Source organism: methanotrophic endosymbiont of Bathymodiolus puteoserpentis (Logatchev) (genome assembly GCF_900128525.1).
GTDB lineage: Bacteria > Pseudomonadota > Gammaproteobacteria > Methylococcales > Methylomonadaceae > Methyloprofundus.
Window position 1 is genome coordinate 1 of record NZ_FQTQ01000108.1, and the last position, 26790, is coordinate 26790.

Below are 26790 nucleotides of genomic sequence, written 5' to 3' on the forward strand. Positions count from 1 at the left end.
TCGTTAGTTCGTTGATTTGTAATTGTCCGCTATTCATGTTTTGCCAAAACAAAAATAGGATATTTGATTACATTTCAACGAACTATGCCACCTTTTTAGATTTTTTGTCGTGTACAGAGCAAAATAACTGTCATCAAAAAATACCATGGGCTTTCTTGGAGAAAGCCAGAATAAAGCAAAAGCTGGATAATAGGAAAGTGCAGTATGTAAACACCATAAGAAAAATCACCATACCTTCCGAAATTTCCTACATGCAAGAATAGACCCAAAAAAACAACGACAATAGCAAGTGCAAAAGGCTCAAAGATTGAGAAGGGAAAAAAATCTTTTGCTAAAAATATCAAAACCGCTAGAACTAAAAAATACCCAATACGACGTTCAAAGAGAGGCAAAAAATAATATAGAAATGCTCCTGCCATAAAATATGAGAGCTGCCCAGGTAATTGCCGAGCAAGTTGTTCGTAAAATACCGACCCAGTGCGCTCAGCAACTTCAGAAAAAAACTCAAAATAAGCTATGGATAATAAATAAGAAGATACCAGCACCGGAAAATAACCAAGTTTTCTAAACAAAAAAACGAATACCGGCACTGTTAGGTAAAACATCACCTCAATTTTAAGCGTCCAAAGCGCTCCATTAACTGCTGTTAAATTATTTGAGTTGAAAACACCCGGAAGAGTTGGTTGTAAAAAATTTAAAAATGCAAGATTTGCAAAAACATATTTAAGCCAAGCTAATGAGAAATAATCACCGATATCCTTAGAACTTATAATGATTAAACCTAAGGCACAAAGCATAACTACTGTAAAGTAAGCAGGGAAAATACGTCAAATTCGTTTCTTAGCATAAGAGCTAATAGACTCTGTTCTCTCAAAACTCATAAAAATAAGAAAACCACTCACAACAAAAAAGCTCTTAACTGCCATTGCAGACGACAAAATACGTGTAATTACCTCTAACTGCTGAAACCCAGAAAGCTGATAGGCATGAACAAGTAACACAGCTCCAGAAAACAGTAGCCTTATCAAATCAAAATTATTCTTTTTCAATCGTGGACTATTCCCCAGCAAACCAAACTCCTGCCAAATATTTATTACACATTTTACAATTCATCGCACACAACACTCAGCCTGTTGCGCAATTTCTAGCTCTTCATTAGTCGCAATAACTAACACTTTAACTAATGACTCCACCTGATTAATTTCCCTTTGCTGCTGTTGGTTTTTTTCCACATCTATTTCAACCCCTAATATGCTTAAATCGGAACAACATTGCTCTCTTAGCCAAGCATCATGTTCACCTATGCCACCAGTAAAGACCAAGGCATCAACCCTACCTAAAACAGCTGTATACGCGCCTATATATTTTTTAATACGATAGCTATACATGGCTAACGCTAATTGCGCTTGTTGATCACCTTTATCTGCCATTTTATGTACGGCACGCATATCATTTTCACCACACACGCCTTTTAAGCCGCTCTGTTTATTTAAGGCATTATCGATTTCATTCTGTGTAAACCCCAGTGTGCGACTTAAATAAAATATTATCGCTGGATCTAAATCACCACTGCGTGTCCCCATCATCAAGCCTTCTAAGGGCGTCATGCCCATTGTAGTATCGATACTTTTACCCGAAGCAATGGCCGCCATACTGGCTCCATTACCTAAATGCAGGGTAATCAGGTTGAGCGTGTTTAAAGGTTTATTGAGATACTGTGCGGCTTGTTTGGCAACATAAAAGTGTGATGTGCCATGAAAGCCATAGCGCCGCACACCTTGCTCTGCATACCATGATGTAGGTACGGCATAACGAAATGCATAATCAGGCATAGTTTGATGAAATGCGGTATCAAAGACAGCGACTTGCGGTACGCTTTGAGCATACACCATGGCCGCTTCTATGCCGGTAATATTGGCGGGATTATGCAAAGGCGCAAGCGGTATCATTTTCTTTATTTCTGCTAGAACCGTACTATCAATCAAGGTTGGCTGACAAAATTTTTCTCCGCCATGCACAACTCGGTGACCGATACAAAATAAATCAGAAATATCTTGAATAAAGTTCAACTCTGATAAGAGTGTAAAAACTGCCTGCAAGCCTTGCTGATGATTATTAATTGCTAGGCTAATGATTTGTTTTTGCTCTATGCCGCCTGAGCTGTACTGATATTTATGCGCACTGCCTGACTCCGCTATACGCTCTATGAGACCTATTATCTGCGCAAACTGAGTATCCATATCGAATAAGGCATATTTAATGGATGAGCTTCCTGAATTTAGAACTAAAACTTTCATAACTGCCTTATGCCTATAGTTGCAAAATACTCTTATTCTCAAGCCCTAGCGGCTGTGAAAGTATTATGTGTAGATTGCGGGCATACTTCACCCTAATCTACAGATTCTGTACTTTATTGTCACCTCTCATTATCCACAGGTATTTGAGATATTCACACCATAGCGCAGGATATACTAGCGATAGGGAACATATCGTTTATGTGGTGCGCTTTAGTATCTGTTAAAAATGAGAAGTTACATTTTATTAAGTTATATTATTGAATACTTTCAAAATCTCGAAGTTTGAGAATTCGAAACCAAAAAAGCGGACTAATGTCCGTCTTACATTGATTCTATTAACTAATCCACATACTCAGTCCAACGACAACGTTCAGTCACTATATCGGCTGTATTTTTAGTGCCGATTCCTTTAGCAATTAATGCCACAACGCGATCATCACTGTCATACCCTATATGTGCTTCCATTGGATTAGCAAAGCTACCCATTCCAAACATGTCAATCACATGCGCAACATTAATATTAATATTGGTCACTTCTGCGCATAAGCGTGAATCTAGATGACTTTGCACAAATTGTTGAGGGATGGCATAACTTAATAAATCATTAGGATCACTAAAAGCCATAATCGACGTTTTATTCACCAACCTTTGGTCGTAATGCTCACTACCTGGAATACAATATTTATCTTTTTGATTTATCACTTTGGGTGGATTTTGCCCCATCTCCAACAAAGGTAATTGATTAGACATTAAATAAAAAGGAATGCGCTTTTGCTGAAAAGCTTTAATAAATTGAGACTCTGCACTCGTTGGGTCTCCATTCGCTATTTTAGTAACGCGATAAGCAATACTCTGCATACCATCCATAACAATACGACTCCCTAAACTATGTGAGACAATCGCATATTTATCTTGAGGTAGATACTTAACGGCTTGTTTATCAATTACGCATAGATCCGAACTCGTCTCTGGCAAATCCTCCCAATCTCGTCCAACCATCCAGCAAAATGCCGTTCTAAATGAAGCCAGCATTTCCTCATGCTGATTACCTAGATAAATCATTGGATCAGGACTCGTATCATTAGAAAACTGTTTCAACATCTGATTAACTTCGGCACGATCATAAGAGTATTCACCCGAAGTATCATATTCAATCCTTTCTTTCTCTGCATTGGTAATATTAGACCAAGTTAATTCATAAAAAAGCATTTCCTGACTTCTATCTGCATTTAATAGGCGCCTAACTCTCAAAACGCCTAAATCTTTCTTTGGAAACTCTTTATTTACCAAATTAATTTCTTTATAACGACTGCTTTTTACCGTTAAATCAAGTTCTTTTGCTAATTTTTCTTTAAACTCGGTACTATAGCCAGGTTCATGTGTACCAACACCATGCACCATTAACACTTTTACCGTATCCCCTGGTAACTCAAGAGTACTTTGCAAACCCGCAAAACTTTTGCCACTAATTTTACAAGATCGTAAATCCTCTTCTTTTTGTTTTTCCAAAATAGCCGTGGCAATCCCTTCGCCAAAACTAGCACAGCCTGAAATAGCAAGGCTCATTGATAATAAAAGTATCTTTTTCATAGTTTAAGTCTCATGTTGGAATCGCTGCGCATTGGCAGGTAGTTTCTCAAAAATAGCATGTTTAGGCATATTATATTTTTCTGGATAATAAACGCCCCCCAAATACAAGCCATACGGAGGCGCGGTAACACCACCCACTTGTCTGTTTTTACTAAGCAATAATTCCTGTGTCCACTCAATAGGTTTATCACCTACACCAACCGCCATTAAGACACCCGCAATATTACGCACCATATGATGCAAAAAAGCATTGGCAGAAATATCCATAATCACTTGCTCTTCTTGCCGGTAGACATCAATAAAATATATCAAGCGCATCGGGCTAACAGATTGGCATTTTAAGGCTCTAAATGAGGTAAAATCATGCGTACCTACCAAGCTTTGCGCCGCCTGATGCATCCGTACCGCATTTAACGGGGCATGACACCAAGTGGTCTGATCTCGTTGCAGGGCTGACTTTGTAGGACGATTGAGAATAGTATAGCGGTAAAAACGAGCAATTGCGCTGTAACGTGCATGAAAGTCTGCAACTGCTTCTTGCACCCAAATCACTCTAACATCAGCAGGTAGGTTTGCATTAATACCTAACAGCCATGCTCGCTCGCTGCGCACTGCATCGGTCTCAAAATGCACGACTTGCTCTAGTGCATGCACCCCTGTATCGGTACGTCCTGTACAAATAACTGTAGCAGAGTGGTTAGCAACTTTAGACACCGCTTTTTGCACTTCATCTTGCACGGTACGTAACCCACCCTCTTGCCATTGCCAACCAAAAAAACCACTGCCATCATATTCTATACCTAAAACCATACGTGTCATTTCTGAACTCCAGGGGGTAGTGCCGGTATATTTTTTTGCTCGACTAAAACATGCACAAAATGATTAGCTTCGGCAATTGACTGCTCCATAGCCTGAATAAGCTGAGTAATATCAAAGGAAATTTCTGAAAACTCATGCTGTAAAGCGGCAATAGCATTGGCATTAAGATTGTGTTTTAAAAATAAAACCTGATCTCTAAAAGCACCTAAAACAGGTTGGATTTTTTTCTCAGCCTTACGCATAGCCTTAATTAAGCGCATATAATGCTGTTTAGATAATTTCATTTGCTGCCGACTTTGGGCGCGTAATGAACGATTAGTATATTCATTTAACTCAACCTCCCACTCTTTAAACAGCGCATTACTGACTTCCTCTATCGCTAGAATCTTATTCGCTACGACCTCAGAACGCATAGCACAGAAATCATATTGTTGCTTTAACAATCTATATTTATCTTCGAGACTACCAGAAGTCACCTGCACCACGGCTTTAAATCGCTCTAATGCATCTAAGAATTGTACTTTAGTTTTTTCTAAGCTATCACTAGCATCTTCTACACGCACAACGACAAGATCGCGTTTATGCTGCCCTAAAGATTCTTTAGTACGGTAATATATATGCTGAAACTTATAAGTGACAAAGCGCGAAAATAATTTTATTGAACGCTCGGTTAAACCTCGAATGGATAATAAAGAGTGTGATTGATTATATTTAGACATTCTTTTTTAAACTAGCTGAAAGTGCGTATGTTTGTGTCAAGCTAACACAATCAAGTCTTATTGGGTTATATTGGACAAAATCAGCAAATGCTTGATCAACTATATTGTGTTCCGACAGTTGTTGTAATGTAGCATTTTCAGGGAGTTGTGCTGACTTAACTAACATCAACTGATCTGCGGATAACTGTGTAGCTAACCATGCGGCTAATGTATCGGATGTGACTTCCCAGCTGGCTTTAATCTTACCAGAATCTAATTCAGTTGCTAAAGGAGACCAAACAACAAGCGCTTGCTTATCTAAAGCGGGTCTAATCGCTGCAACCTGGTTAACGATACATAAATCAGGACACAAACCTTTAAATAATAAAGCCATTTGCTGCATGGCTAAAATGGCCATGTAATGCGCCGTTTGGTCATCATACTGCCATTTTTTCTGTGTACTTCTTACTTGATCAGCAAAAACACCACCGCCCGGCACAATAACAAGCCTACCTTTGCCTTCCTTAACGGCTAAATGCAGCCACTGCGGTAATATTGAACTGGATAATAAACTGCCACCTAATTTTAAAACAATCACGACACTTGCATTTGCGCCAATAGACTTAACATCGCGGCAGCTTTATCAAAGCATTCTTGATACTCTTCTTCTAACACTGAATCATTAACAATACCGCCACCCGCCCAAAAGCGGATGGTATGCTCTGAGTGCACCAGTGTACGAATGGCAATATTGCTGTCCATATTGCCATCAAAACCAATATAGGCAATAGCCCCACAATAGACACCACGACGATTCGGTTCTAGCTCTTCAATCACTTCCATCGCTCGAATTTTAGGCGCACCGGTAATAGAGCCGCCCGGAAAACAACTACGTAATAAATCTAAAGCATGGTATTTTTCATCTAACCGCCCTGTTACCGTACTCACTAAATGGTGCACTGTGGCATAGCTTTCTACCTCAAATAACTTGGGTACTTTAACTGAGCTAGGAATACAGTTTTTACTAATATCATTACGCAATAAATCAACAATCATGACATTTTCTGCTCGGTCTTTATGACTTCTTTGCAAGGCATCAATTTGTTGCTGATTTTCTTGCTCATTTTCTTTTCTTGGCCGCGTGCCTTTAATCGGCTTAGTTTCAACCCTCCCCTGAAATACTTTCAAAAAACGCTCTGGAGACGAACTTAACACTTGTACTCCTGGAACATTCAAATACCCACTGAAGGGAGCAGAATTAATTTTTCGTAATTGCTGATATGCTGCCCAAGGATCACCTTGACAATTAGCAACAAAACGCTGTGCTAGATTAACTTGGTAGCAATCCCCTTCCTGCAAATATTTTTTAATCTTAGCGAAGGCTTGCGCATAACTTTCTTCACTCATATTCGCTTGCACGGAGCTGGTTACTTGAAACTCACCGACAGTCACTGCTTCTGGATAAGCACTAAATTGTTTAATTAAAGCTTGCCACTGCTGGTCACTATCGGCACAGCCGACTAAATAACTTTTTTGTTCTTGATGATCAACCACAACCGCCCATTGATACACCCCAACCGCCATATCCGGAATATGTTCCGCATCGACAGTAAGCTTAGGTATTTTTTCTAATTGCCTGCCCAAATCATAAGCAAAATAACCTATTGCTCCCCCATTAAAAGGTACTTCTGGGAACGCTTTTTGAGCTGTTAATTGTTGCTTAACCAGGGTGAAAGGATCTTGTTTAGATACATAGGTATTATTGCCTGAACATACCTGTGTTTCTGCTCCATGTGTGATTAAAGTACACAAGGGCTCTGTAGCAAAAATATCATATCGCCCTTGCCGTTTTTCCGCTAAACCACTATCTAAAAAAATGGACCACGGCTGCGCTGCTATTGCCGAAAATAATCGAGCACTATCAAGCAAATAAGGCAGTGAATAAAGCTGGGGGGTAGAAGGCATGTATGTTGTATCTGCGGCGTATGAGTAAAATAAGAACAGCTAGCTATTTTAAGTTAAAAACGGGTTAATAAGTTATTTATTCACCCACTAAGAGATGCACATTAAATAAAAAACCAAAACTTTAGCTTATGAAACACTGCCAGTCCTCGAAGAGCTGGCAGTGTTTTCGGATATTATTGAGTTTTGATTCCTAAAGCATACTTTATAGGTACTAAATTTTAACAAAATTTAGCTTCTATAGCTAAATAAGCTACAGCCACAGCAGGGGCACAGTCAGCAATATTCATTTCTGTAAGCTTACAAGGACTTGTAAATAAAGTCTCAAAATCGATATATTTCAACCCTAAACGCTGTGCAATCTCTTGCACTAAAAACCGTCCGATTCCCGCACCAACCAAAGGTGTTTGCATATTATCCGGCATGCGCTGCAACTGCTTTTGGCATGCAATTTGTATTCTAGTCAGCTGTTGTTCTCTCATCGCATAAGCAAGTTCCTGCCAGTCCTGCAAAGTAAAATCCTGTAAATCGCAACCAATCATCCGCGCCAAACGTCTAGCGCTTGCTAGTTCAGTTTTAGCACCGCCATCTGCGGTTTCATTTTGGTCGTGCAACTCGTTTAACTCATGCGTTAAACGATAAACATCCGCCATCGTAGCAAAATATTCACTCATAACACCGACTTCAGTACCAGCAAAATTAACAGACTGCACTACCGCCATTACTGCCGTTCTTACTAACCCTGTATAAACTAACTCACTTGATGTGAGGCGTTGAAAGTCGGTATACCCAATGGCATCAGCCTGATGCTTTGTGAGCAATAAAATATCTGTCGTTGTACTGCCTATATCGACAAATAAGCCCTGCTTTAGCTTCTGGGCAACATAAGAGGCACTTGCCAACCAATTTGCCGAAGCAATCGCATCAATATGCTTAGGTTCAATCGCATCCGCTGCTACAAAACCAAGCTGCCCTGCATAGACAGCAAAAGAAGGCTGCGCTAAAACTTGCTGCATTAAAGCAATAATGTCATATACGCCTTGCGCTCTATCGACAAATAAATCGACCAATTCACCAGTCATGGTAACCGTATGCTTTAAGTTTTTTTCCGGTAGCCTTGCTAGAATTGCAGTCAATGCTTTTTCTAATGTATCTAAACCTTGCCATAAAGGACAAGGTTCTTGATACACCGCAAGCACATCTCCTGCTTGATTCAGGCAAGCCGCTTTTAAATGCGCACCGCCTATATCCCAACCTACCCTATAATTAGTCATAAAAATCTCTTAATTAATATCAATCAATACCGGATGGTTCTTGGTTTTTTTAAAAATAGGTATTTTCTTATTTAACATAGCTAAAACTAATTCCGCTACATTAAGCCCTGTCGCCTCATTAATGCCCGCATAAGAACTCGTTAGGCGTGGATTTATTTCTAAAATCAAGTTTTCACCTGCCTCAGTTTCTATAAAGTCAATGCCTATATAGCCAAATAACTGGGGAATAGCTGCCGCTATTGATTGACATAATTGTTGATACTGCTGACATTTCTCGGTCTGCACATTAACCCAACAGGCCGATAAAATAAACTGCTGTCGCTCAATTGTCATTTGCTGTTCATTACAACAAATAAAAAATGCCTGTCCTTGGTAAAACAAGCACGACAAACTCAAAACTTTACCGGCAATATATGGCTGTAAAATATAGCGATGTTCTGGTATTAATTTAGCTAATACAGCTTTCCAATGCTGCTCTTCCTGCAATAAATACACCTCATCACAGCCCACAGAATCATTCGCTTTAAGTACCCATAAACCAGGCTCTATAACCACTTTAGAAGTAAATAAAAAACTAGGGATACAAGCAACCCCCGCCTTTTGCAAACGATTAAATGTCGCCAGTTTATCTTGGCAAAGATCAATCGCTTCTTGTCCAGACAAACACATTTTCTTGCCTTGTTTATTAAAAAACTGCGCCCACCTAGCTAAAATCCCCTCCGTTTCTGGCGCAATCAGCCAAACAGCATCATATAAGCTCGACTTTTCTAACAATAACTCCTGTATATCTTTACCCGTGTTTATTATCAGGTAACGGATATATTTATGGTGCGTTTCTACGGCAAAAGCAACACGTTCATCATGTAAAACCAATAATTCCAGCTTATTTAATAGACACAAATCATCCAGCAATGCATTGCGCATTAAATAGCCTTCCTGCAATAATGATGGCGGCAAAGGCTGGTTAATAAATCCACCCCCTGTAATAAATTCAAAAACCAACAAACGCATTATGCAAATTATTCCTGTTATTGATATAAAATTAGGCTGCGCAGTTCTCGCCAAACAAGGCGACCGGAAAAACTACCTCCCTTTAGCAACACCTTTATGTCATTCAAGTAAAATAGAGGATGTCATCAATGCTTACTTACAGCTCTACCCATTTACGCATTTATATATTGCTGACCTTGATGCTTTAATGGGGCTAGGGAATAATCAGCGCTTAATTAATTCACTTTTTGCTCGCTATCCTCAGTTAAGCTTTATGATTGACTCAGGTTCACTTACCCCCTCTTACACGCCAGTACACAATAAACAATTCACTACTATCATTGGCACAGAATCTATTACCGCCAAGACCTTAGCTAAAACACCACAACTTACAAAGAATTTTATCTTATCTTTAGACTTTAAGTCTGAGCATATAATGATGGGTGATGCAATTTTATATAAGTCACCCGCTTTATGGCCTAAAGATTTGATTATTATGACCTTAGGTTTAGTCGGAAAAGATAATGGACCTGATTTTAAAAAACTCCAATATTATAGCAACACTTACCCACAACATAATTTTATGGCGGCGGGAGGTATTCGTCATCATAAAGATTTATTGCAATTAAAAAAATTAGGTATTCAGCAAGCTTTAATTGCTAGCGCACTACATAATAAAAAACTAACAACACAGGATATTGAACAACTACACAGGCCTGTATAATTCCCTTATTATCGAGAAATAGCGCACAAAACTACCTTATAAAAAATGTACAATAAACCACTAAAAGTCAACGCTGTGAATTTATTGCCTATTAAAGACTCATGACAGAAGATTACATCACCTTATATGACAAGTCATACACATACGCTAATATACAAACAGAAGCGGATGAATATATACGCCTTGAAGCAGCCAACCAGGGCTTTGCACTAAAAGTTTTAGTTAATGACCAGTCCGCCTTGGTTCGCTCAACTGTTGCTCGAATAAAATACGGCCATGAGCAACTTGCTAAAGATGAAAGCTGGAAAGTCAGGGCAACTGTGGCTAAACATTGCCTGCCCACAATATTAAAGAATTTAATTTATGATGAAAACCATTTTGTCCGCTATATTATTGTTAAACGTGGCTATTTTCTCGAGCACTTTACCTGCGATATTGATGAAGAAATTGCTGCATTAGCCAAGTACCAATTAAGCATAAAAGCCAACAACTAAGCCAAACTACGTTCCACTCTCAATAAATCTTCCGGCGTGTCAACTCCCGCCTCCGGCGCTTTAGCAACTTTAGCCACCAATAGTTTTTCACCTTCCCAAAGAATTCTTAGCTGCTCTAGCATTTCAATGCGCTCTAAAGCCGACGCATCCCACTGCACATACCGCTGTAGAAAACTAACTCGGTAGGCATACATGCCGATATGCCGAAAATAAGTATCACTCTTAACCAAATCAACTTGTTTTTGCTTAAAAGCCTCTCTATCCCAAGGAATAGCTGCTCGGCTAAAATAAAGCGCATAATTGAATTTATCTAAAACAACTTTAACGGCATTTGGGTTAAAGATTTCCTCAGACTCAATTATCTCAGCCGCTAAAGTGGCTACCCCAGCAGTAGACTGCATGGCTAAAGACTGCGCAGCAAGGGAAATATATTCAGCAGGAATCAAAGGCTCATCACCTTGTAAATTAACAATAATATCCTCTTCATGCCATTGAAAAATCTCCGCCACTTCTGCTAATCGTTCCGTACCACTCTTATGAGTAGTACGAGTCATAACGGCCTCAAAACCATAATCATTGACTACCTCTAAGATTCTAAAATCATCTGTAGCCACAATAATTTTTTCAGCGCCTGCTTCTTTAGCTCTATCACAAACATGCAAAACCATAGGCTTCCCCGCAATCATTAATAATGGCTTTCCAGGCAACCTAGATGAATCATATCGAGCAGGAATAACAACTTTAAATGCGCAGGTCATTTTAATTGTTCAATTTCTTCACTTGTTAAAACTCTTGCTTCATCTTCGAGCATAACAGGTATATCATCACGCACAGGAAAGGCCAAACGGTCTGCTTTACAAATTAGCTCTTGCGCAGCTTTATCATAAACCAAAGAACTCTTACAAATTGGGCAGGCCAAAATATCTAACAACTTACTATCCATTAAACTCTCTCATTAATTTTTATTAAACGTTTATTTTACTCTATATTTTGAAGTTTTCTTGAATCTCTACACAAATTTGCAATTTTATTAGCACTCATAGCTATTGAGTGCTAAAATCGGGGCAAGTAAATTTTTTGGAGTAACTATGTCTAATTCATTAGCCTTACCTATTACATTAACGGCTGGGAACTTTGACTCTTATCTAAATGTTGTCGGTCAAACTAATAAATTAAATGCAGAAGAAGAACGTGAACTTGCTATTCGCTTTAGAGACCACCAAGACCTCGAAGCAGCTAAACAGCTAGTTATGGCGAATCTACGTTTCGTAGCTCATGTAGCACGCGGCTATAATGGCTATGGCTTACCTATGAACGATATCGTTCAAGAAGGTAATATAGGCCTTATGAAAGCAGTTAAGCGTTTTAACCCAGACTTAGGTATCCGCCTAGTCTCTTTTGCTGTGCATTGGATTCGTGCGGAAATCCATGAATACGTGATAAAAAACTGGCGCATTGTAAAAATTGCGACGACAAAATCACAACGTAAACTATTTTTCAATTTACGTAAATCTAAGAAAAATTTAGGTTGGCTTTCTAAAAATGAAGCCGAAGCAATTGCACAAAATCTCAATGTAGACCTTAAAACAGTTTACGAAATGGAAACGCGCCTTGATGGCAAAGACATGGCATTTGACTTGCCAGAAGCTGACTCAAGCGAAGAAGCTTATAGCGCGCCCATTTCTTATTTAGAACAGCATAATACTGACCCTGCTTTATTGCTAGAGAATGCTGATTGGGCCGGCCATAAAGAAATGCTATTAAGCAATGCACTACAAGGCTTAGATGAGCGCAGCCAAGATATTGTTGCCAGTCGCTGGTTAACAGAAAAAAAGCTAACCCTGCATGAGCTAGCAGAACGTTATAATGTCTCTGCAGAACGCATTAGGCAGCTAGAAAAAAATGCCATGAAAAAACTAAAAGGCGCAGTTAGTATCCTCGCCTAATTCATAGCAACTCAAACATAAAAGCCCCTTATTTACACTGTGTAAATAAGGGGCTTTTTTTATATGCTTCTAATGCATTAAGAAGCTAAGGTAACGCGCGCAATAAATAAACCACCGATAATTATTACACAGTATTTTCGTTTGTCTTCAAGACATAGAAATAGGCGTACAGCTAGATAGCTACGTAACTATTTCTATCAAAAAGAAGACGGGCAAAAAGACTAACAAGATAAAGAGGGACTTATTGCGAACTGTCTAAACCTAACGTTCTCCTCACAAGTCTACTAAGCATTAATACCCTTATTTTCAACTTAACGCCAAGCTCACATGACGCGAGAGGATAAACGATAAACTTCAACAACCTAATGAACTTTGGTAAAAAACTAACCTTTAAAAATGAGCTGCGCTTCCCGCTGTCAGGTGGAGCGTCTGATTAGGATTTTTATACCTCGGTTGACTTTTTTAGGTTAACTGAAAAAAAAGCACTAGATTCTTCCGTGCAAAAAATAATTCTAATAGCGATTACGATTTAAATAGCGGTCTATATCATCCAGCTTTTTTTGCACTTCATTATGATCATAATGGTCAACTATCTGTCCATCTCGAATATAGAAATTATATTTATGCTCACCAACGTATCCACCATAGCTATTTTTGGAATTAACAAAAACTTTAACATTATAATAATAAATAACTTCACTTGGAGTTGCTGCCCTCCTAAACCACTTGAAAGGCTCGCCTACATATCTATATTGAGCTGATAAAGGGTCTTTTAACCTCGTTTGAAAAAAATCCGTAATTAACTGTTTGTAATTTGATGGGTAAGGGCCATAATCAGCTGCATTTCTCTCTTTCTGAGTAGGTTCGTAAACTGTAGGTGGTCTAGGTGAGTGCCTAGCGCAACCTCCAAGAATAGTTGCTAATATTATTGTGTAAAATATGAGTCGTATCATAAATTTTTCTTTTTCAACTAAACTGAGGTTAAAGGTAATTCAGGGAAGACTTCATTAATGAACAAGCCATTAAAGATGTAGTATGTTTTTAAAGCCTAACAGCTAATCATACTAACTTATCAATGATTGCTTGCGCCTCTTGTTTTTGAGCATCAGTCCCTTTTTCTAGTACCTCTTGAGCAATATCCTTAGCTGCATCTGTATCACCCATATCTATGTAAGCTTTAGCCAAGTCGATTTTTGTTTCAAATTCATCCATATCAGTCAAATCCGATACCATTAAGCTATCTTCATCTGGCACCTCAGACTTCTCTGCAACTGAAGTATCATCAAAATCAAAGTCAAAATCAAAATCATTGCTTTCTAGCTTATCGCTTTCGACATTAACTGACTCAAGCTCCGCCGCCGTATCAACTGACTTTTCTGCTTTGTCATCTGCATCACCTAAAGGTGAACTATCTGAAGAAAAATCAAAATCGCCCAAATTAACATCGTCCATGTCATCATCAAGCACTAAAGGTTCTTGAGAGCTTAAAATATCAGCTTGATCAAAATCAAATGTTTCTAGGTCTTCAGGTGTATTGGGCTCTGGAGTTTTTTTAGCATCAGAATCAACAGTGTCAAATGAATTTAAATCGAAATCAACACTTTCAATTTCCTCCTCTGCTTTAGCAGCAAGCTTACCGGTATCCTCATTATCATCCATCAAAGAAAAGGAGCTTAAATCAAAATCAATCTCTGAATTATCAGAAGTATCCTCATCCTCTTTACTCAAAGATACATCTGCCTGTTCTTTAGTTACTACAGCAGGTGACTCTTGCTCACTAATAGCAGATGATTCATTTACAGTAGCGAAGTCATCGTCCTTATCTACTGCCTCAAACTTAGATTCTCTTTGCTCAGTAGAAAATAGATCAGAACCTGGGACAAGCTCACTCCCCATTTCTGAAACTTTCCCCCAAAAAGCTAAGTCGCTATTTTTACCTTCAGCAACTAACTCTTCAGAAAATGCAGCAAACGCCTCGCTATTTTCACTGGCATAAAAAATCTCTAAAAGCTTAAGTTTGTAATCATCTTTATCAGGAAAATCTTTAATTGCTTGACGCATTAACTCTTCTGCTTGCTGGTATCGACCATAAGCAAGATAAACATCAGCTTCTGAAGTAGGATCAACTTCTGCTTGATCTGACTCAAAAACATCAAAATCACTAGGCGAAAACTCACTTAAAAATGAGCTTTCTCCCACTGTTCCCACATCATAAGAGGGCGTCTCATCAAATACAGGGACAGATAACTCATCATCCACTTCAGGCAAAACAATTTCACTTGAAGAAGCAAACATACTATTATCATTTATTTCTTCTTCTACTTGGCGCCTGCGCCAAAATAGCAAAGCGATACCTGCAAGTGCTAAGCCACCCAAACCAAACCCCAAGTAAGAATAATTGAACCCAGAAGACTCTTGCTCAACAACGGGCGGAGCAACAGGCTTATTAACTACGGGTAAAGGGGCTTGTTTAGGTACTTGCTTAACCGTCTTTTGCTCAGGCGTTACGGTAGGCGTGGCAACTGGGCTTTTTGTTAGCGAACCTTCTTCAACTAAAGGCGGGGCAGTAACCTCTGTATCTTCTTGTTCTTGCTCTTGTTTTTGTTCTTGTTTTTGTTCTTGCTCTTCTTTGACCTGAGATTCAGGGGCAATTTTTGCATTTTGTATAGTAGCAAGTTGCTGATCTTTTATCGCCAGCATTTCTTGCATAATAACAAATTGCTTTTCTAAATTTGCTAGACGCTCTTGTAATTGCTGATTTTCTGTTTTCAAACCGCGCACATCAACATCACTGGCATCTGCAGATAAAGCATCTGTGTCAACAAGCCCTTCTGTTGGCGGCACTAAGGTTAACTGATTACTCGTTTTAGTGTTATCTGTGCTGACTAGTTGAGTTTCAGGCTCCGCAATAGCCTTGCCTTCCCAAACAGCCATTTGATTATAAAATTCAGTGTTTGCCTGCTTTTTAGATAGCTGTACAATCTCAGATTTTTTTGGAATCTTTAGACTTTTTCCAGCCATTAATGCATTCACATTTTTCTTATAAAATGCGCGAGGATTAGCTTTATATAAAGCCATCATCATTTGCTCTACAGAGACATCACTATATTTATTAACTTTTTCAGCAACTCTCCATAAGGAATCACTTCTATTAGTGGGTCCATACTCCCCCTCTATCGCTAGACTTTGTACAGCAGAGTCTGTAGCATTCACGCGATTAACAGTAGGTTTAACAGCTGTTATTGTCGGTGTTTCAATCGCACTTTGTAGGTAAACAGCAGGCGGATCAACTAAAACTGTAAATTCTTTAAAAATCTCACCTTTAGGCCAACTAACTTCAACAAGAAAATCCAGGAAAGGTTCTTGTACCACCTCATGAGAGGTTACTTTAACAACAACTTGCCCGTTTGCTTTTAGGATAGGCTCTAACTTAATCTTTGCTAAAAAAGAATTCCAAGCAATACCTGCTTGGTCAAATTTATCTGGTGAAGCCAAAGAAACTTTTATATCAGCAAGCTCTTCACCAGCCGATAACGATAGCATAATTTCAGCATTAAGCTTCTGATTTAACGCAGAATGTAACTTTATAGTACCTACACCCAACGAGTGCGCAGACATTGGCGCCAACAAAGTCATCGCCGCTAAAGTTTTAGTAAAATTATGCACTACACTCTCCTTCCCACAAATTTTTCCACAATAGCTTTCCTAAATACAGTCAAATATATCTTTATAGCTTAGACTAGATGTAATTTTTTACCAGCTCTTCTGCAATTTGCACGCTATTTAAAGCTGCGCCTTTGCGTACATTATCGGCAACGACCCATAAATCAATACCTTTTTCATAAGAAATATCTTCTCTAATACGCCCAACAAAGACATCATCATGACCTGAAGATTCAGTTACCGCAGTTGGATAACCCCCTTCAACTCGCTCATCCATAACCGTAATACCAGGCGCGGCCGCCAATAACTCACGCACTTTTTCCACAGTAATTTTGGCACGTGTTTCAATATGAATGGCTTCTGAATGACCAAAGAAAACAGGAACACGCACAGCAGTAGGGTTAACTTGAATACTATCATCACCCATAATTTTTTTAGTCTCCCATACCATTTTCATTTCTTCCTTGGTATAACCATTATCCATAAACACATCAATTTGCGGTAAGACATTAAATGCAATTTGCTTAGGGTACACTTTTGTTTGTATCGGCTTACCATTTAACAACTGCGACGTCTGGCTCACGACCTCTTCAATACCCTCTTTACCCGAGCCAGAAACAGCCTGATAAGTACATACATTAATTCGCGTTATTCCAACCGCTTCATGTATAGGCTTTAATGCTACTAGCATTTGAATAGTTGAACAATTTGGGTTAGCAATAATACCTCGCACCGTATGCTGTGCAATGGCTTCTGGATTAACCTCAGGCACAACTAAAGGAATATCATCGTCATAACGAAACTGTGATGTGTTATCTATAACGACACATCCAGCAGCAGCTGCAATAGGCGCATATTTTTCCGACAGCGATGCCCCCGCAGAAAACAAACCGATATTCGCTTTAGAAAAATCAAACTTTGCTAAATCTTCAACTTTTAGACTTCTACCATTAAAAGAAATACGCTTACCCACAGAGCGTTCACTCGCTAAAGCATATACTCTATCTACTGGAAATTTTCTCTCTTCCAAAATAGAAATCATCGCTTCGCCTACCGCTCCCGTTGCGCCAACGATCGCTACATTATATTTTTTAGTCATTGTTTTGCGCCCTCACTTTTAAGGCATTAACCACGGCATCGCCCATCTCTGAGGTGCTTACTTGTTTCATGCCTTCTGAATAAATATCTGCTGTGCGTGCATTTGAATTCAGAGCATCATTAACCGCTTGCTCAATACGATCCGCAGCCCCCGCTTGATCAAAAGTGTAACGCAACATCATTGCCGCAGATAAAATAGTCGCCAAAGGATTAGCAATACCTTTACCGGCAATATCAGGTGCAGAACCATGAATCGGTTCATACATCCCTTTACCATTAATATCTAATGATGCTGAAGGCAACATACCTATTGAACCTGTTAACATAGAAGCTGTATCCGATAGAATATCACCAAACATATTTGTTGTTACCATCACATCAAATTGTTTTGGTGCACGCACTAATTGCATAGCAGCATTATCAACATACATATGACTTAGCGCTACATCAGGGTATTCTTTAGCCACCTCATCCATCACTTCACGCCATAATTCAGTACACTCTAATACATTAGCCTTATCAACCGAACACAAACGTTTATCACGTTTTTGTGCAATTTTAAACGCTGAATGGGCAATACGACGGATCTCTGATTCACTGTAGACTAAGGTGTTATAACCTTGTCTTTCACCATTTTCTAAAACTCTGACACCCCGTGGCTGACCGAAGTAAATCCCACCGGTTAATTCACGTACAATCATTAAATTTAAACCAGCAACCACTTCTGGCTTTAAAGTCGAAGCCTCTGCTAATTGTGGGTATAAGATGGCTGGACGCAAATTAGAAAATAATTCCAACTCAGAACGCAAACCTAGAAGACCTTTTTCAGGGCGTACAGCAATATCTAAAGATTCCCATTTATAACCACCAACCGCACCCAATAGAACAGCATCAGCTTGTTTAACTAAGTTTAAGGTTGCCTCTGGAAAAGGTGATCCCGATGCATCATAAGCTGCGCCACCAATTAACCCCTGCTCAAACTCTATGTCTAAACCCATATCCGCATTTAAGTAATCTAAAACTTTAATCGCTTCAGCAACAATTTCAGGGCCGATACCATCGCCGGGTAATACTGCAATTTTTTGTGTCATTTACGTCTAAACCTTTTTCCTAATCTAAAATATTTTATTGTTATGCAAACAGCCAAGGCGCACGTTTTGCTCGCTCTGCTTCATAGGCTTTAATTTTATCGGCTTGTAATAAAGACAAAGCAATATCATCTAAACCGTTATATAAACGATATTTTCTCGACTCATCAACCTCAAAACCAATCACTTTCCCCTTCGGCGTAATAATTGTTTGCGCTTCTAGGTCAATAGTTAATTGATATCCAGCGGTTACCTCTTTAAACAAACCATCAACAACTTCCGCTGGTAAAACAATAGGTAACAAACCATTTTTGAAGCAGTTATTATAAAAAATATCTGCAAAACTAGGAGCGATAATGGCACGAAAACCATAATCTTCTAATGCCCATGGCGCATGTTCGCGCGAAGACCCACACCCAAAATTCTCACGAGTTAATAGGATTTCAGCACCTTTATAATCTGGATTATTAAGCACGAAATCTTTGTTCAATGGGCGGTTAGTGCAATCCATTTCTGGCTCACCTACATCTTGGTAACGCCACTCATCAAATAAATATGGCCCAAAACCCGCACGACGAATCGATTTTAAGAATTGCTTAGGGATAATTGCATCGGTATCGACATTAGCTCGATCTAAAGGCGCAACTGTCGCCGTAATTTTTTTAAATGCTTGCATCATCGTCTCCTTACCTCCAGTCTCTAATATCAACGAAATGTCCAGCGATAGCCGCGGCCGCTGCCATGGCAGGACTGACTAAATGCGTACGCCCCCCATAACCTTGGCGCCCTTCAAAATTACGATTCGAGGTTGAGGCACAACGCTCCCCTGCTGTTAATTTATCTGCATTCATGGCTAAACACATGGAGCAGCCCGGCTCTCGCCATTCAAAACCTGCCGAAATAAAAATTTTATCTAAACCTTCTTGCTCTGCTTGCTGCTTAACCAATCCAGAACCAGGAACCACTAAAGCCAACTTAATATTAGCTGCAATTTTTTTACCTTCAACCATCACTGCTGCAGCACGCATATCTTCGATTCTGGAATTAGTACAAGAACCTATAAAAACTTTATCAATTTGAATATCGGTAATCGCTTGCCCTGCCTGTAAGCCCATATAATCTAGAGCATTTCTCATACTTTGTTGCTTAACGGCATCAAACTCGTCTACTGGATTTGGCACTTCTGCATCAATAGGAACGACCATTTCGGGTGAAGTGCCCCACGTGACTTGAGGCTTAATTATAGTAGCATCTATTTCAACCACTTTATCGAATATAGCATCCAAATCTGAATGTAATTTTTGCCACATTCTTTCGGCCATAAACCAATGTTCACCTTTAGGCGAATAAGGGCGATCACGATAATAATCGATAGTCACGTCATCAACAGCAATTAAACCTGCTCTAGCACCTGCCTCAATTGCCATATTACAAACTGTCATACGACCTTCCATCGATAAATCAGTGATCGCAGAGCCTGCAAACTCGATAGCATAGCCATTGCCGCCAGCCGTACCAATTTCGCCAATAATAGCCAACACAATATCTTTAGCCGTTACGCCGGCACTCGCTTGGCCGTTAACTTTTATTAAGAAATTTTTCGATTTTTTCTGGATTAAACATTGAGTCGCCAAGGCATGCTCAACTTCTGAAGTACCAATACCAAAAGCCAGCGCACCAGAAGCTCCATGAGTAGAAGTATGTGAGTCCCCACAAACAACCGTCATACCCGGTAAAGTTGCACCTTGCTCAGGACCGACGACATGCACAATTCCCTGCCTCAAATCAGTCATACCAAACTCAGTGATACCAAATTCAGCACAATTTTTATCCAATGTTTCTACTTGCAAACGAGATACAGGATCAGCAATACCGGCACTTCTATCTGTTGTCGGAACATTATGGTCTGCAACAGCAAGATTACGCTCAGTACGCCAAGGCGCTCGACCTGCGAGACGCAAACTTTCAAAAGCTTGCGGTGAAGTTACTTCATGAATCAACTGTCTATCTATGTAGATTAACGCCGACCCATCCTCTTCTGTGTGGACAACATGATCGTCCCAAAGTTTGTCATATAAAGTTTTTGCTGACATTTCAACCTGTACCGTATTTATTTGAATTTTTAAATTAAAGCTTGGAAAGTTCTGCAACTTGTTTTTCTAACTTCTTCAAGCGCGACCATACTTCACTTAAACGCTGAAAGATGGCAATATTTTTCGTGTATTTTTTAAAGGGTTGTGCTGGGCCATAAGCATAAATACCCGATTCTTTAATGCTGCTATGCACACCTGCTCTATGTAATAGCATAGTATCATCAGGTATATGTACGTGGTCTAAAACACCCGTTTGACCAGAAGCAATAACGCGCTTGCCAAAATGACTCGAACCGGCAATTCCCGTTTGCGCTACTAGGATACAGTCTTCTTCGATAATAACGTTATGTGCTAAATGGCATTGAGCATCAATAATAGTGCCATCATGTACTTTAGTTTCTGTATAAGTAGCTCTGTCTATCGTGGTCACCGAACCAATGACAACTTTATTGCCGATCACAACTCGGCCTGTTTGCGGAATGCGATGATGATGAAAATGCTTATCTTGAGCAAAGCCTTGACCATCACTACCAATAATACACCCCGCTTTTAAAATACAATCTTCACCAATATGACAATCATAAGAAATAACACACGAGGAATAAATAACCGTCCTAGCACCAATAATAGCATCAAACTCAACCACTGAATTAGCCATCACAACCACACCTGCACCTAACTGTACGCGTGCACCAATAACCACTCCCGGACCAATAACGGCATCACTAGGAACTTGCACCGACTCATGTATAACTGCAGTTGCATGCACACGCCCCCACTCAGAATCATAGACGTTTCTATCCGCATATTTCTGGCGTATATAAGCCATTGCCAAGCGTACATTCGGTGCCACTAAAATAGCTGCATTTTTCAACTCAATGGTTTCTGCTAGTTCCGCCGTCGTTACAATAGCCGCAACGTCCGCCTCTAAAACCGCCGGTAAATATTTTACATGCTCAACAAAAACTAACATGCCAGGCGCACTTGCCTCTACAGGCACAATATCATTGACTCGTGTATCGACTCCCAAATGCGCAATAATAAAACCTTGCTCTTTGAAATCCTGGTAAATTTCAGAACTTAAAATATCCACCCTGACCCCTGTCTTTGTTAAGCTAAAGCAGCAAAAACCTTAGCGGTGATATCAGCAACAGAACCCACCCCCTCTACCGTCGAAAATTTCACTTTTCCTTGCTGCGCTGCCGCGCTATAAAAATCAACTAAAGGTTTAGTTTGCTTATGGTAGACCTCTAAACGTTTTCTAACTGTCTCCTCTTTATCATCATCACGCTGAATTAAAGCATCACCCGTCACATCATCAATACCTGCTACTTTAGGTGGGTTAAATTCTATATGATAAGTTCTGCCTGACTCTGAATGCACGCGACGACCGCTCATACGCTTAATAATTTCTTCATCAGGTACGGCAATCTCCAGCACATGGTCAATTTCAATACCCATTGCATCTAAGCCTTCAGCTTGAGCAATCGTACGGGGAAAACCATCCAACAAAAACCCTTTAGCACAATCTGCCTGAGTAATACGATCCTTAATGAGACCTAAAATAATTTCATCCGAAACAAGACCACCTTCATCCATAATTTTTTTTGCTGCAATACCTAATTCAGTTCCCGCTCTAACTGCAGCACGTAGCATATCACCTGTTGATATTTGGGGAATAGCATATTTTTCAGTGATAAACTGTGCTTGTGTGCCTTTGCCGGAACCTGGACTACCTAAAAGTATGACGCGCATTATTTACTCCAATAACTGCCGCTAAAAATAATTCAATGAAAAACAAACGTTTTAATAACTGATTTTCAATCTAATCTAATCAAATATAATTTATCATTTTATAACATTCACTGACATAACTCTTGTAATATTATCAATACCTGCCTATTCTGTGCCGTCCACAATGAATATGAGGAGATAGAAAGTATGAGAGTAGAAGATTTAATGACCCAAAAAGTTTTTACAGTAGAACCAAGCGATATGATTGATCGTGTTTTTTTTCTACTGCATTATGAAAAAGTACGTCATTTACCCGTCATAGAAAAGGGCAAAGTTGTTGGCATTGTCTCCGATAGAGATCTTTACAAAGCGCTCGGGCCTAAAAGTAATTCAAGCAGCATTACAGCAGAAGGGACAACAGAATTACATGTACTACCGAAGAAAGTCACCCACATCATGCACCGAGGCGTGATTACGGTAACAACGGATACTTATGCATCTAAAGCAGCCAATCTGATGGCAGAAAACAAAATAGGTGCTTTACCGGTCGTTGATGCTAAAAATAAATTGGTGGGTATTCTATCTGCAACCGATATTTTAAAAGTATTTGCTAAACTAGAGCATGCTAACGAGAAACGCGTAGAAAAAATCGCAAACACACATAAATAAGATGTGTTAGCAAAAAAGCCTCGATAATCGAGGCTTTTTTCTGCTTAGTTCAAACTCTTACTGAGCCTTCGGACGCATATGTGGGAATAACAAAACATCACGAATCGACGGTGAATTAGTAAATAACATAACCAAACGATCAATACCAATCCCTTCTCCAGCTGTCGGCGGCATACCATGCTCTAATGCAGTAATATAATCCGCATCATAATGCATTGCTTCATCATCACCCTCTTCTTTTTCTTGAACTTGTTTTAAAAATCGTTCAGCTTGGTCTTCCGAGTCATTTAACTCAGTAAAACCATTGGCAATTTCACGCCCCCCTACAAAAAACTCAAAACGATCAGTCACATGTGGATTATCATCATTACGACGTGCTAACGGTGAAACCTCAACAGGGTACGCCGTAATAAAAGTCGGATGCATCAAACGAGTTTCAACTGTTTTTTCAAAAATCTCGATTTGCACTTTACCCAAACCATAACCTTCTTTAACCGGAATACCAAGATTTTCAGCTACTTTCACCACCGCTTCACGAGTACTAATATCCGCAGGTGTCAAGTTAGGATTGAAATGCAAAATAGAATCAAAAACTGTCATACGCTCAAATGGCTTACCAAAATCGTACTCTTCTCCTTGATAAGTGACAAGACTATTCCCTAGTAATTCTTCAGCAATACCTTTTAACATTGCTTCCGTTAAATCCATCAGATCACCGTATTCGGCATAAGCCTGATAGAACTCGATCATAGTAAATTCTGGATTATGCCGAGAAGACAAACCCTCATTACGAAAATTTCGGTTAATTTCAAATACTCGTTCAAAACCACCGACAACCAAACGTTTTAAATACAATTCAGGTGCAATACGTAAATACAGTCCCATATCTAGCGCATTATGATGCGTCTCAAAAGGCTTAGCTGTCGCCCCTCCAGGAATGGCTTGCATCATAGGTGTTTCAACTTCAAGAAAATTCCTCTCCGTTAAAAAATGACGAATATAAGCAACAATTTTTGAACGCATCAAAAAAGTTTCACGTGATGTATCACTCATAATTAAATCCAGATAACGCTGTCTGTATTTAATTTCTTGATCCGCAATACCATGAAATTTTTCAGGCAAAGGGCGCAATGCTTTTGTTAATAAACGAATATCATCAACTTTAACACTCAACTCACCCACTTTTGTTTTAAATAGAACACCTTCAGCGCCAATAATATCGCCTATATCCCATTTTTTAAACTGCTCATTATAAAAACCTTCAGCTAAAGTATCGCGCGTCACATAAAGCTGGATTTTACCTGACATATCCTGAATATGAGCAAAACTTGCTTTCCCCATAACTCGGCGCGTCATTAGCCTGCCCGCTAATTTAACGCGAATCGGCTCCCCTGCATCCAATTCTTCTTTAGTTTTTGTATCGTATTCTGCAATTAACTCACCCGCAACGACATTACGACGAAAATCAGTTGGGAAAGCAATCCCCCCATTTTCACGTAAAACATTTAATTTTGCACGACGCTGCTTAATTTGTTCTTGTTCGTCCTGTTCTAATTCTGACATTTTCACTTTAATTGTAGGTTTAAATTAAAATAGATTTACAAACCACTTTTTAGGCTTGCTTCAATAAACTGATCCAAATCACCATCTAATACAGCTTGAGTATTACCTGTTTCCACATTAGTACGCAAATCCTTGATACGCGATTGATCTAACACATAAGAACGAATTTGGCTGCCCCAGCCTATATCAGATTTACCATCTTCCACTGTTTGTTGCGACTCAGAGCGCTGGCGCAGTTCCAGCTCATATAACTTAGATTTTAACTGCTTCATTGCCTCATCTTTATTTTTATGTTGTGAGCGTCCATTTTGACATTGCACAACAGTATTTGTAGGGAGGTGAGTGATACGTACTGCCGATTCTGTTTTATTAACATGCTGCCCGCCTGCGCCGCTAGCGCGATACACATCAATACGTAAATCTGCAGGATTAATCTCAATCTCAATATCATCATCAACTTCTGGTGAAACAAAGACAGATGCAAATGAAGTATGCCGACGATTACCTGAATCAAACGGCGACTTTCTGACTAAACGGTGCACACCCGTTTCTGTGCGCAACCAACCAAAAGCATATTCACCTTCAAATTTGATTGTAGCGCTTTTGATACCAGCGACATCACCTTGTGACTCTTCAATTAATTCCGTTTTAAAGCCTTTTCGCTCACCCCAACGCAAAAACATACGCTCAATCATAGCAGCCCAATCCTGTGCCTCTGTACCACCTGATCCCGACTGTATATCTAAAAAGGCATTATTCACATCCATTTCACCAGAAAACATGCGTCGAAATTCTAAGCTGGCTACTTTAGCTTCAAACACTTTCAAATCAGCAATAACTGCATTAATAGTCTCTTCGTCTGACTCTTCAACGGCCATCTCAAGTAATTCAGCGGCATCACCCAAACCATCGTTCAACTCATTAATAGTATTAACTACCGTCTCGAGTTGTCCTCGCTCCTTCCCCAGCGCTTGTGCCTGCTCTGGATTATTCCATATATCTGGGCTTTCTAACTCGCGTAAAACCTCAACTAAACGCTCACTTTTAACATCAAAGTCAAAGATACCCCCTAAGTGACTCGGTACGACTCTTTAAATCTGAAATTTTATTGGTAATAGGATTTATTTCTTGCATTGACTTAATATTATCCGAATAATCAGGAAAATCATTAAAAGCGCATCATTATATACTACTTATTACTTATTTCCGCCTGCAAATAATTGCATTGTTGTTTATCATTCTTATGCTAGAATGACCAAGAATTCGTAGCTTAGTAAGCTTAGCTACGTCTTACTATAACTAAAAACAACATGAGGGCTACATGAAATTATTAAAACCATTACTACTATCTGCTTTCCTTGGCGCTTCAATGGGAGCTTTTTCTACTGCTGCTTTAGCAGAGTGTGAAGACGGAAGAACTTGTTTTGAGCCTGATGAAGCGATTAACATGACTGTTGAAAAAATCATGGAAGCAAGACATGCGATTGACAACGGTGCTGATAATGCCACTATTTTAGGCCTTATCAGAGATGCAAAAAACCTAAACAAAGAGATTAATGCTAACGATCTCGTTGATAGAAAACGTCAAAAAGCAGCTAGCTACTTAAATAAAGCGAGAGGAGAAGTCAGAAAAGCGGCTCTTCAACCTGCTGATTCACATTTATTAGAAGCTGAAAAACGCTTTAAAGATTTACACAATTTCCTATAAGGTTTACGGTTCTCTAAATAATAGAGTGGTTAGCCACTCTATTATTTAATCAATTTAATCCCAGCGACTATCTTTTACTTCTACTCTCCCTGCTTTAACTCTCACCTCTAAACTAGCTATATCTTCATAAGCAGGTGCACTTTTTACTTGCCCCGTTTTAATACAAAACCTCGCACCGTGCCGAGGGCAAACAATCTCATCCCCATCGACAGCACCGCTACCTATTTCTGCTCCATCATGCGTACAGACATCTTCTAAAGCATAAAACCCATCTTCCAATTTAAAAACCGCAACATCAATACCATCAACATCGACAACTAAATGTTCGCCTATTGCTAAAGCACTTTCAGCCACTACATCAACCCATTCCGACATCGTTT

28 protein-coding genes are annotated in these 26790 nt (G+C 39.4%); 5 read left to right on the forward strand and 23 right to left on the reverse strand.

Annotated features, from left to right (window positions below):
• Positions 1 to 95: 95 nt before the first annotated feature.
• The 10 genes from BQ7314_RS08680 to BQ7314_RS08725 form a co-directional block, all read right to left on the reverse strand.
• Positions 96 to 797, reverse strand: coding sequence for an acyltransferase family protein (locus tag BQ7314_RS08680; protein ID WP_174483312.1), 702 nt, complete (start codon positions 795 to 797; stop codon positions 96 to 98).
• Between the two features lie 30 nt (positions 798 to 827).
• Positions 828 to 1070, reverse strand: coding sequence for a hypothetical protein (locus BQ7314_RS08685; protein ID WP_174483313.1), 243 nt, complete (start codon positions 1068 to 1070; stop codon positions 828 to 830).
• Positions 1071 to 1109: 39 nt separating this feature from the next.
• Positions 1110 to 2297: an acetate/propionate family kinase gene (locus tag BQ7314_RS08690; RefSeq protein WP_174483314.1), complete on the reverse strand. Its 1188-nt coding sequence runs from the start codon at positions 2295 to 2297 to the stop codon at positions 1110 to 1112.
• Between the two features lie 339 nt (positions 2298 to 2636).
• On the reverse strand, positions 2637 to 3887 hold the full coding sequence (locus BQ7314_RS08695) for a hypothetical protein (RefSeq protein ID WP_174483315.1): 1251 nt from the start codon (positions 3885 to 3887) through the stop codon (positions 2637 to 2639).
• A 3-nt stretch (positions 3888 to 3890) separates the two neighbouring features.
• On the reverse strand, positions 3891 to 4706 hold the full coding sequence (gene truA / locus BQ7314_RS08700; protein ID WP_174483316.1) for a tRNA pseudouridine(38-40) synthase TruA: 816 nt from the start codon (positions 4704 to 4706) through the stop codon (positions 3891 to 3893).
• On the reverse strand, positions 4703 to 5425 hold the full coding sequence (locus tag BQ7314_RS08705) for a DUF2959 domain-containing protein (RefSeq protein ID WP_174483317.1): 723 nt from the start codon (positions 5423 to 5425) through the stop codon (positions 4703 to 4705). Before BQ7314_RS08705 ends, truA begins: the two co-directional genes overlap by 4 nt.
• On the reverse strand, positions 5418 to 6002 hold the full coding sequence (locus tag BQ7314_RS08710; protein WP_245394953.1) for an amino acid kinase family protein: 585 nt from the start codon (positions 6000 to 6002) through the stop codon (positions 5418 to 5420). Before BQ7314_RS08710 ends, BQ7314_RS08705 begins: the two co-directional genes overlap by 8 nt.
• Positions 5999 to 7369 (reverse strand): aminodeoxychorismate synthase component I, encoded by a 1371-nt coding sequence (pabB, locus tag BQ7314_RS08715; protein WP_174483318.1) that lies wholly within the window; start codon positions 7367 to 7369, stop codon positions 5999 to 6001. Before pabB ends, BQ7314_RS08710 begins: the two co-directional genes overlap by 4 nt.
• Positions 7370 to 7587: 218 nt before the next feature.
• On the reverse strand, positions 7588 to 8640 hold the full coding sequence (locus tag BQ7314_RS08720) for a hydantoinase/oxoprolinase family protein (RefSeq protein ID WP_174483319.1): 1053 nt from the start codon (positions 8638 to 8640) through the stop codon (positions 7588 to 7590).
• A gap of 9 nt (positions 8641 to 8649) precedes the next feature.
• Positions 8650 to 9651, reverse strand: coding sequence for an ATP-grasp domain-containing protein (locus BQ7314_RS08725; RefSeq protein WP_174483320.1), 1002 nt, complete (start codon positions 9649 to 9651; stop codon positions 8650 to 8652).
• 1 nt (position 9652) lies between these two features.
• Here BQ7314_RS08725 and BQ7314_RS08730 point away from each other — a divergent pair, with 1 nt between their 5' ends.
• Both BQ7314_RS08730 and BQ7314_RS08735 read left to right on the forward strand, forming a co-directional pair.
• Positions 9653 to 10354, forward strand: coding sequence for a HisA/HisF-related TIM barrel protein (locus tag BQ7314_RS08730; protein ID WP_174483321.1), 702 nt, complete (start codon positions 9653 to 9655; stop codon positions 10352 to 10354).
• Between the two features lie 101 nt (positions 10355 to 10455).
• Positions 10456 to 10848, forward strand: coding sequence for a hypothetical protein (locus BQ7314_RS08735; protein WP_174483322.1), 393 nt, complete (start codon positions 10456 to 10458; stop codon positions 10846 to 10848).
• Here the strand turns inward: BQ7314_RS08735 and kdsB are convergent.
• The gene (gene kdsB / locus BQ7314_RS08740; RefSeq protein ID WP_174483323.1) at positions 10845 to 11606 is read right to left on the reverse strand and encodes a 3-deoxy-manno-octulosonate cytidylyltransferase; all 762 of its coding nucleotides are present in this window, start codon (positions 11604 to 11606) and stop codon (positions 10845 to 10847) included. The two genes, BQ7314_RS08735 and kdsB, sit on opposite strands and share 4 nt — an antisense overlap.
• Positions 11603 to 11791, reverse strand: coding sequence for a Trm112 family protein (locus BQ7314_RS08745; protein WP_174483324.1), 189 nt, complete (start codon positions 11789 to 11791; stop codon positions 11603 to 11605). Before BQ7314_RS08745 ends, kdsB begins: the two co-directional genes overlap by 4 nt.
• Positions 11792 to 11936: 145 nt before the next feature.
• On the opposite strand from BQ7314_RS08745, the gene rpoH reads away from it, so the two are divergent.
• Positions 11937 to 12794 carry an RNA polymerase sigma factor RpoH gene (rpoH, locus tag BQ7314_RS08750; protein WP_174483325.1) on the forward strand — a complete coding sequence of 286 codons (858 nt, stop codon included), beginning with the start codon at positions 11937 to 11939 and terminating at the stop codon, positions 12792 to 12794.
• Positions 12795 to 13306: 512 nt separating this feature from the next.
• On the opposite strand, the gene BQ7314_RS08755 is transcribed toward rpoH, so the two are convergent.
• The 8 genes from BQ7314_RS08755 to adk all read right to left on the reverse strand — a co-directional run bounded on the left by BQ7314_RS08755 (position 13307) and on the right by adk (position 22491).
• A complete protein-coding gene (locus tag BQ7314_RS08755) occupies positions 13307 to 13747 on the reverse strand; it encodes a hypothetical protein (protein WP_174483326.1) in 441 nt (146 codons plus the stop codon).
• Between the two features lie 106 nt (positions 13748 to 13853).
• Complete coding sequence (locus tag BQ7314_RS08760) at positions 13854 to 16460, reverse strand: FimV/HubP family polar landmark protein (protein ID WP_245394954.1); 2607 nt, start codon at positions 16458 to 16460, stop codon at positions 13854 to 13856.
• A 73-nt stretch (positions 16461 to 16533) separates the two neighbouring features.
• Entirely contained in the window at positions 16534 to 17556 is a 1023-nt protein-coding gene (locus BQ7314_RS08765) for an aspartate-semialdehyde dehydrogenase (protein ID WP_174483327.1), read from the reverse strand.
• A complete protein-coding gene (gene leuB / locus BQ7314_RS08770) occupies positions 17549 to 18646 on the reverse strand; it encodes a 3-isopropylmalate dehydrogenase (protein ID WP_174483328.1) in 1098 nt (365 codons plus the stop codon). Before leuB ends, BQ7314_RS08765 begins: the two co-directional genes overlap by 8 nt.
• Positions 18647 to 18686: 40 nt before the next feature.
• Complete coding sequence (leuD, locus tag BQ7314_RS08775; RefSeq protein ID WP_174483329.1) at positions 18687 to 19319, reverse strand: 3-isopropylmalate dehydratase small subunit; 633 nt, start codon at positions 19317 to 19319, stop codon at positions 18687 to 18689.
• A 10-nt stretch (positions 19320 to 19329) separates the two neighbouring features.
• A complete protein-coding gene (gene leuC, locus BQ7314_RS08780) occupies positions 19330 to 20736 on the reverse strand; it encodes a 3-isopropylmalate dehydratase large subunit (protein ID WP_174483330.1) in 1407 nt (468 codons plus the stop codon).
• 34 nt (positions 20737 to 20770) lie between these two features.
• Positions 20771 to 21829: a UDP-3-O-(3-hydroxymyristoyl)glucosamine N-acyltransferase gene (lpxD, locus tag BQ7314_RS08785; RefSeq protein WP_174483331.1), complete on the reverse strand. Its 1059-nt coding sequence runs from the start codon at positions 21827 to 21829 to the stop codon at positions 20771 to 20773.
• 17 nt (positions 21830 to 21846) lie between these two features.
• On the reverse strand, positions 21847 to 22491 hold the full coding sequence (gene adk / locus BQ7314_RS08790) for an adenylate kinase (protein WP_174483332.1): 645 nt from the start codon (positions 22489 to 22491) through the stop codon (positions 21847 to 21849).
• A 186-nt stretch (positions 22492 to 22677) separates the two neighbouring features.
• Here adk and BQ7314_RS08795 point away from each other — a divergent pair, with 186 nt between their 5' ends.
• Positions 22678 to 23139 carry a CBS domain-containing protein gene (locus tag BQ7314_RS08795; protein ID WP_174483333.1) on the forward strand — a complete coding sequence of 154 codons (462 nt, stop codon included), beginning with the start codon at positions 22678 to 22680 and terminating at the stop codon, positions 23137 to 23139.
• A 57-nt stretch (positions 23140 to 23196) separates the two neighbouring features.
• On the opposite strand, the gene lysS is transcribed toward BQ7314_RS08795, so the two are convergent.
• Complete coding sequence (gene lysS, locus BQ7314_RS08800) at positions 23197 to 24702, reverse strand: lysine--tRNA ligase (RefSeq protein ID WP_174483334.1); 1506 nt, start codon at positions 24700 to 24702, stop codon at positions 23197 to 23199.
• Positions 24703 to 24737: 35 nt separating this feature from the next.
• Positions 24738 to 25836, reverse strand: a protein-coding gene (prfB, locus tag BQ7314_RS08805) for a peptide chain release factor 2 (RefSeq protein ID WP_174483335.1) whose coding sequence is annotated in 2 segments (ribosomal slippage) — positions 24738 to 25760 and positions 25762 to 25836 — 1098 coding nt in all. Because the reading frame shifts where the segments join, the coding sequence is not laid out codon by codon here.
• 187 nt (positions 25837 to 26023) lie between these two features.
• Here prfB and BQ7314_RS08810 point away from each other — a divergent pair.
• Positions 26024 to 26410, forward strand: a complete 387-nt coding sequence (locus tag BQ7314_RS08810) for a hypothetical protein (protein WP_174483336.1) — start codon at positions 26024 to 26026, stop codon at positions 26408 to 26410.
• A gap of 54 nt (positions 26411 to 26464) precedes the next feature.
• Here the strand turns inward: BQ7314_RS08810 and BQ7314_RS08815 are convergent, their stop codons facing one another.
• Positions 26465 to 26785, reverse strand: coding sequence for a non-heme iron oxygenase ferredoxin subunit (locus BQ7314_RS08815; protein ID WP_174483337.1), 321 nt, complete (start codon positions 26783 to 26785; stop codon positions 26465 to 26467).
• Positions 26786 to 26790 lie beyond the last annotated feature (5 nt).

Excerpts from the sequence above, each read along its gene's own strand:
- leuD (WP_174483329.1), bottom strand. The coding sequence starts at position 19,319 with ATGCAAGCATTTAAAAAAATTACGGCGACAGTTGCGCCTTTAGATCGA.
- BQ7314_RS08730 (WP_174483321.1), top strand. The coding sequence starts at position 9,653 with ATGCAAATTATTCCTGTTATTGATATAAAATTAGGCTGCGCAGTTCTC.
- BQ7314_RS08680 (WP_174483312.1), bottom strand. The coding sequence starts at position 797 with ATGCTTTGTGCCTTAGGTTTAATCATTATAAGTTCTAAGGATATCGGT.
- BQ7314_RS08690 (WP_174483314.1), bottom strand. The coding sequence starts at position 2,297 with ATGAAAGTTTTAGTTCTAAATTCAGGAAGCTCATCCATTAAATATGCC.
- BQ7314_RS08810 (WP_174483336.1), top strand. The coding sequence starts at position 26,024 with ATGAAATTATTAAAACCATTACTACTATCTGCTTTCCTTGGCGCTTCA.
- lysS (WP_174483334.1), bottom strand. The coding sequence starts at position 24,702 with ATGTCAGAATTAGAACAGGACGAACAAGAACAAATTAAGCAGCGTCGT.
- BQ7314_RS08745 (WP_174483324.1), bottom strand. The coding sequence starts at position 11,791 with ATGGATAGTAAGTTGTTAGATATTTTGGCCTGCCCAATTTGTAAGAGT.
- BQ7314_RS08815 (WP_174483337.1), bottom strand. The coding sequence starts at position 26,785 with ATGTCGGAATGGGTTGATGTAGTGGCTGAAAGTGCTTTAGCAATAGGC.
- adk (WP_174483332.1), bottom strand. The coding sequence starts at position 22,491 with ATGCGCGTCATACTTTTAGGTAGTCCAGGTTCCGGCAAAGGCACACAA.
- BQ7314_RS08725 (WP_174483320.1), bottom strand. The coding sequence starts at position 9,651 with ATGCGTTTGTTGGTTTTTGAATTTATTACAGGGGGTGGATTTATTAAC.
- BQ7314_RS08765 (WP_174483327.1), bottom strand. The coding sequence starts at position 17,556 with ATGACTAAAAAATATAATGTAGCGATCGTTGGCGCAACGGGAGCGGTA.
- leuC (WP_174483330.1), bottom strand. The coding sequence starts at position 20,736 with ATGTCAGCAAAAACTTTATATGACAAACTTTGGGACGATCATGTTGTC.
- truA (WP_174483316.1), bottom strand. The coding sequence starts at position 4,706 with ATGACACGTATGGTTTTAGGTATAGAATATGATGGCAGTGGTTTTTTT.
- rpoH (WP_174483325.1), top strand. The coding sequence starts at position 11,937 with ATGTCTAATTCATTAGCCTTACCTATTACATTAACGGCTGGGAACTTT.
- BQ7314_RS08755 (WP_174483326.1), bottom strand. The coding sequence starts at position 13,747 with ATGATACGACTCATATTTTACACAATAATATTAGCAACTATTCTTGGA.
- BQ7314_RS08795 (WP_174483333.1), top strand. The coding sequence starts at position 22,678 with ATGAGAGTAGAAGATTTAATGACCCAAAAAGTTTTTACAGTAGAACCA.
- BQ7314_RS08720 (WP_174483319.1), bottom strand. The coding sequence starts at position 8,640 with ATGACTAATTATAGGGTAGGTTGGGATATAGGCGGTGCGCATTTAAAA.
- BQ7314_RS08735 (WP_174483322.1), top strand. The coding sequence starts at position 10,456 with ATGACAGAAGATTACATCACCTTATATGACAAGTCATACACATACGCT.
- kdsB (WP_174483323.1), bottom strand. The coding sequence starts at position 11,606 with ATGACCTGCGCATTTAAAGTTGTTATTCCTGCTCGATATGATTCATCT.
- BQ7314_RS08705 (WP_174483317.1), bottom strand. The coding sequence starts at position 5,425 with ATGTCTAAATATAATCAATCACACTCTTTATTATCCATTCGAGGTTTA.
- pabB (WP_174483318.1), bottom strand. The coding sequence starts at position 7,369 with ATGCCTTCTACCCCCCAGCTTTATTCACTGCCTTATTTGCTTGATAGT.
- leuB (WP_174483328.1), bottom strand. The coding sequence starts at position 18,646 with ATGACACAAAAAATTGCAGTATTACCCGGCGATGGTATCGGCCCTGAA.
- BQ7314_RS08695 (WP_174483315.1), bottom strand. The coding sequence starts at position 3,887 with ATGAAAAAGATACTTTTATTATCAATGAGCCTTGCTATTTCAGGCTGT.